Origin of the sequence: Actinosynnema sp. NPDC059335 (genome assembly GCF_042752395.1) — a bacterium.
Lineage (GTDB): Bacteria > Actinomycetota > Actinomycetes > Mycobacteriales > Pseudonocardiaceae > Actinosynnema.
This window is the reverse complement of the sequence record NZ_JBHYXZ010000287.1, coordinates 1-4,582: the sequence shown is the minus strand read 5'-3', so window position 1 is coordinate 4,582 and position 4,582 is coordinate 1. Positions and strand designations below refer to the sequence as shown.

Sequence of the window (4,582 nt, the reverse complement as noted above, 5' to 3'; positions counted from 1 at the left end):
CGTCAGGTGCGGTTGGGCGGGAGGTGCCCCCTTGACACGCGCGGTAGGGCTGCGCCAGGTCGGCGGGATGACACGAAGCCCTTCGTTGGGAAAGGCGTCGTTGGCGTGGCGTGGTGGGGCGGGGGAAGGCGGCGCGCGGTCGTGTGGCCGGGCGCGTAGTGGCTGGTGTGGGCCCTTTTGCGGGGCCGCCCTCACCCGCGCGGGTGGATGCCTGAGGGGTCCGGCGCGGGCGGATGCCCGAAGGGCTCGGGGCCCAGGACTCGCGACTCAGGGGTCGGTGCGGGGTCAGTGCTGGAGGGGGAAGCCGCCGCCGATTCCGCGCCAGGCGAGGTTGGAGATCAGGGCGACCGCGTCCTCCTTGGCGAGCTTGCGGTCGTCGGCCAGCCAGGCGCGGGCGGTGACCTGGGACAGGCCCACCAGGCCGACGGCCAGCAGGCGGGCCCGGTGCTCGTCCAGGCCGGCGTCGGCGGTGATCGTGTCGGTGATGGCTTCCACGCTGTCCGTCGTGGCGCGCTCCACGGCGCGGGCCACGGCGGGCTCGCCGCGCAGGTCCGACTCGAAGACCATCCGGAACGCCTGGCCCTCGCCGTCCACGAAGTCGTAGAACGCGGCGACGGCGGCCTTCACGCGCTGCTTGTTGTCGGTCGTGGACGCCAGCGCGCCGCGCACGCGGTTCACCAGCTCGTCCACGTGGGACTCCAGCAGCGCCATGTACAGCTCGAGCTTGCCGGGGAAGTGCTGGTAGAGGACCGGCTTGCTGACCCCCGCCCGCTCGGCGATCTCGTCCATCGCGGCGGCGTGGTAGCCGTTGGTCACGAACACGTCCTGCGCCGCGGCCAGCAACTGGGCACGTCGAGCGGTCCGCGGGAGCCGTACACCCCGCCCCGCCGCGCCGCCGTGGTGCCCGACCGCAGTCTGGGCCGTCTCCGTCATGGTGCCTCCAGCCAACCAATCACATAGCGGAACCGGAGAAGGGGTTGCCCCTCCGGCTCGTCGGCAACCTTACTCGCTGGTAGCAGCGTTCCGGGAAAGCTTCTCGTTTCGTAGGACTCCCGGGAGGCATCCTGGGGTGGTGACCGAGACGCTGGAGGCCCGCAAGACCACCATCACGCACGTGCCCCTGTCCACCACGCCACTACCTCCGCTGGACACAACGATCCAGCCGTGGCCTGGTGACTACGTCGAGGTCGGGGGGCACCGGGTGCACGTCCGCCGCACCCCGGGACCGGCCGGGTCCAAGGCGGTCTACGTGCACGGCCTGGGCGGTTCGTCGACGAACTGGACCGACCTGGCCGCCCAGTTGCGCGAGCACGTCGAGGGGCACGCGCTCGACCTGCCGGGGTTCGGCCGGTCCGAGCCGATCGACGGCTACGACTTCCGGATGGCCACCCACGCCCGGGTGGTCATCGAGTACGTCGAGTCGCTCGGGGGCGACCCGGTGCACCTGTTCGGCAACTCGATGGGCGGCGCGATCACGCTGATGGCCGCCTCCCTGCGGCCCGACCTGGTGCGCACCCTGACCCTGGTGTCGCCGGCGGTGCCGGACCTCCGGCTCAGCCTGCGCCGGGTGTCGGACCGGCGGCTGCCGCTCGCGTTCCTGCCGGTCGTGGGCGCGCGGGTGCGGGAGCGGTTGGCGGCGGTCACGCCGCGCGAGCGGACCGACCAGATGCTGCGGCTCTGCTTCGCCGACCCCGACTCGGTGCCGCCGAACCGGATCGAGGAGAGCGAGTCCGAGTACACCGAGCGGTCCGCGCAGGCGTGGGCGGGCAACGCGCTCAGCCGCAGCACGATCGAGCTGATCCGCACGTGGCTGGTGCCCCGGTCGAGGTCCATGTGGCTGCTGCCGCCGAGGATCACCGCGCCGACGCTGGTCGTGTGGGGCACGGAGGACAAGCTGGTCAGCGTGCGGAAGGCGCCGCGGGTGGCGCGGCTCATCCCGCGCGGCCGGCTGCTGGTGCTGCCGCGCACCGGGCACGTGGCGCAGATGGAACGGCCGGTGTCGGTGGCGCGCGCCGTGGTGGGCATGTGGGAGGCGGTCGAACGTGACCTGTGGTGACACCCGTCCGTGGTGACCGGTTCAGCCGGTCGGTGGTGCACAGGTCACCTGGAATCCGCTCCCGGGGTGCGGTTGTGGCACCCTGGTTGCCGTGAACCGGACGTCGCAGGGCGAGCGTGAACCGGCGTCGCCCGCTGATGACCGGCCGTCGCTGTCCGAAGACCGCTACCGCCGCGGCACGCGCCGCACCGGCGCCGAGCCGCTGGCCGCGTCCTGGGAACCCGGCGGCCGGAGGCGCCGCAAGCGCCGCACGGGCGTGAAGGGGCTGATCGCGAACTACGGGTGGCGCATCTACGCCGTGCCCGTGCTGCTCGTGCTCACCGCCCTGGTGGTGCTGGACACCGCCGCGCCCCCGAGCGGCGGCGGCGCGACGAACGCGTCGGCGGACACGGGCGCGGGCTCGTCGGCGACCACCGAGACCTCCTCCGGGCCGCCCGAGGCGACCGAGAAGCCGCCGGTCGACATCGACCTCAAGAACTTCCCCACCGCCCAGCTGCCGGACGGGCCGAAGTTCTCCGAGCAGGGCGCGGGCACGTGGGCCGTGGTGCCGGGCTCCACCCAGCCGGCCGGCACCGGCGGGAAGCTCTACAAGTACGCGATCGCCATCGAGGACGGCGTCGAGCCGGGCGACTACAACGGCGACCGCGAGGCGTTCGCCCGGACGGTCGACGGGATCCTGGCCGACCCGCGCAGCTGGATCGGCACCGGTCAGGTCTCCATGCAGCGGGTCGAGGGCGAACCGGTCGACTTCACGGTGAGCTTGACCACCACCAGCACCACGCACGCCATGTGCGGATTCCAGATCCAGTTCGAGTCGTCGTGCTGGCACAGCGCCTCGAAGCGGGTCGTCATCAACACCGCGCGGTGGGTGCGCGGCGGCAAGGTCTACGGCAGCGACCTGAGCGCGTACCGCACCTACGCGATCAACCACGAGGTCGGCCACGTGCTGAAGAACCCGCACGAGGGCTGCAAGGAGAACGGCAAGGCCGCGCCGGTGATGATGCAGCAGTCGTTCGGCGTGGCCAACGACTACGTCGCGCAGCTCAACGCGGTCGACTCCAGCAACCGCTACGCGGTGGAGGCCAACGGCCTGGTGTGCACGCCCAACCCGTTCCCGGTCGCGCCCCAGTAGGGGCGTCCCGCGCCTTGGGACGACTTCCCATCGGGGAAGACGTGGGGGCAGGCTGGTGTTGTCCGTCGGTAGAGGACATGTTTCGTCGAGGAGGACTCAGATGGCGCTTCCGCCGCTCGTGGAGCCCGCAGCGGAGCTGACCAAGGAAGAAGTAGCGCGCTACAGCCGCCACCTGATCATCCCGGACGTCGGGGTCGACGGGCAGAAGCGGCTGAAGAACGCGAAGGTCCTGGTCGTCGGCGCGGGCGGCCTGGGCAGCCCGGCCCTGCTCTACCTGGCGGCGGCGGGGGTCGGCACGCTCGGCGTGATCGACTTCGACGTCGTCGACGAGTCGAACCTCCAGCGCCAGGTCATCCACGGCCAGTCCGACATCGGCCGGCCGAAGGCCGAGTCGGCGCGCGACTCGGTGGCCGAGATCAACCCGTTCGTCAAGGTGGTGCTCCACCAGACCCACCTCAACTCGGAGAACGCGCTCGACATCTTCCGCGACTACGACCTGATCCTGGACGGCACGGACAACTTCGCCACCCGGTACCTGGTCAACGACGCGGCCGTGCTGCTGGGCAAGCCCTACGTGTGGGGCTCGATCTTCCGGTTCGAGGGCCAGGTCAGCGTCTTCTGGGAGGACGCGCCGAACGGCCAGGGCCTGAACTACCGCGACCTCTACCCCGAGCCGCCGCCGCCCGGCATGGTGCCGTCGTGCGCGGAGGGTGGCGTGCTGGGCGTGCTGTGCGCGTCGATCGGCTCGATCATGGTGACCGAGGCGATCAAGCTGCTGACCGGCATCGGCGACCCGCTGCTGGGCCGGCTGATGGTGTACGACGCCCTGGAGATGTCGTACCGCACCATCAAGATCCGCAAGGACCCGGACAGCCCGAAGATCACCGAGCTGATCGACTACGAGGCGTTCTGCGGCGTGGTCTCCGACGACGCCCAGCAGGCCGCCGCCGGCAACACCATCACCCCGCTGGAGCTGAAGCAGAAGCAGGACAGCGGCGAGGACTTCCTGCTGGTGGACGTCCGCGAGCCGCACGAGTACGAGATCGTCCGGATCCCGGGCTCGGTCCTGATCCCGAAGGACCGCATCCTCTCCGGCGAGGCGTTCGCCGAACTGCCCCAGGACAAGCAGGTCGTCCTGCACTGCAAGTCGGGCGCCCGCTCGGCCGAGGCCCTGGCCGTCCTCCACCAGGCCGGCTTCAAGGACGCCGTGCACGTGGGCGGCGGCGTCCTCGCCTGGGCCCGCGAAGTCGACCCGAGCCTCCCCACCTACTGACCGGACAACAGCGACAACCGGACCCAACGACGCCGGGGCCGCCGGGGGCGGCCCGCCGGGGGGGCGGAACCGACCCCACCCCCCACCCGGGGGCGTATAAAAAACGGTGCCAGGCGGCGGT

General features: G+C 71.5%; 4 protein-coding genes. 3 read left to right on the top strand and 1 reads right to left on the bottom strand.

Going from position 1 to position 4,582, the window contains the following annotated elements:
• Window positions 1–285: 285 nt before the first annotated feature.
• Complete coding sequence (locus ACFXGA_RS39650) at window positions 286–933, bottom strand: TetR/AcrR family transcriptional regulator (protein ID WP_053716225.1); 648 nt, start codon at window positions 931–933, stop codon at window positions 286–288.
• Window positions 934–1,072: 139 nt separating this feature from the next.
• Between ACFXGA_RS39650 and ACFXGA_RS39645 the strand changes: the two genes are divergently transcribed.
• The 3 genes from ACFXGA_RS39645 to moeZ all read left to right on the top strand — a co-directional run bounded on the left by ACFXGA_RS39645 (window position 1,073) and on the right by moeZ (window position 4,461).
• Complete coding sequence (locus ACFXGA_RS39645; protein WP_378098179.1) at window positions 1,073–2,056, top strand: alpha/beta fold hydrolase; 984 nt, start codon at window positions 1,073–1,075, stop codon at window positions 2,054–2,056.
• A 91-nt stretch (window positions 2,057–2,147) separates the two neighbouring features.
• Window positions 2,148–3,188, top strand: coding sequence for a DUF3152 domain-containing protein (locus ACFXGA_RS39640; RefSeq protein ID WP_378098176.1), 1,041 nt, complete (start codon window positions 2,148–2,150; stop codon window positions 3,186–3,188).
• A gap of 100 nt (window positions 3,189–3,288) precedes the next feature.
• Entirely contained in the window at window positions 3,289–4,461 is a 1,173-nt protein-coding gene (gene moeZ, locus ACFXGA_RS39635; protein WP_378098173.1) for an adenylyltransferase/sulfurtransferase MoeZ, read from the top strand.
• Window positions 4,462–4,582: the final 121 nt, after the last annotated feature.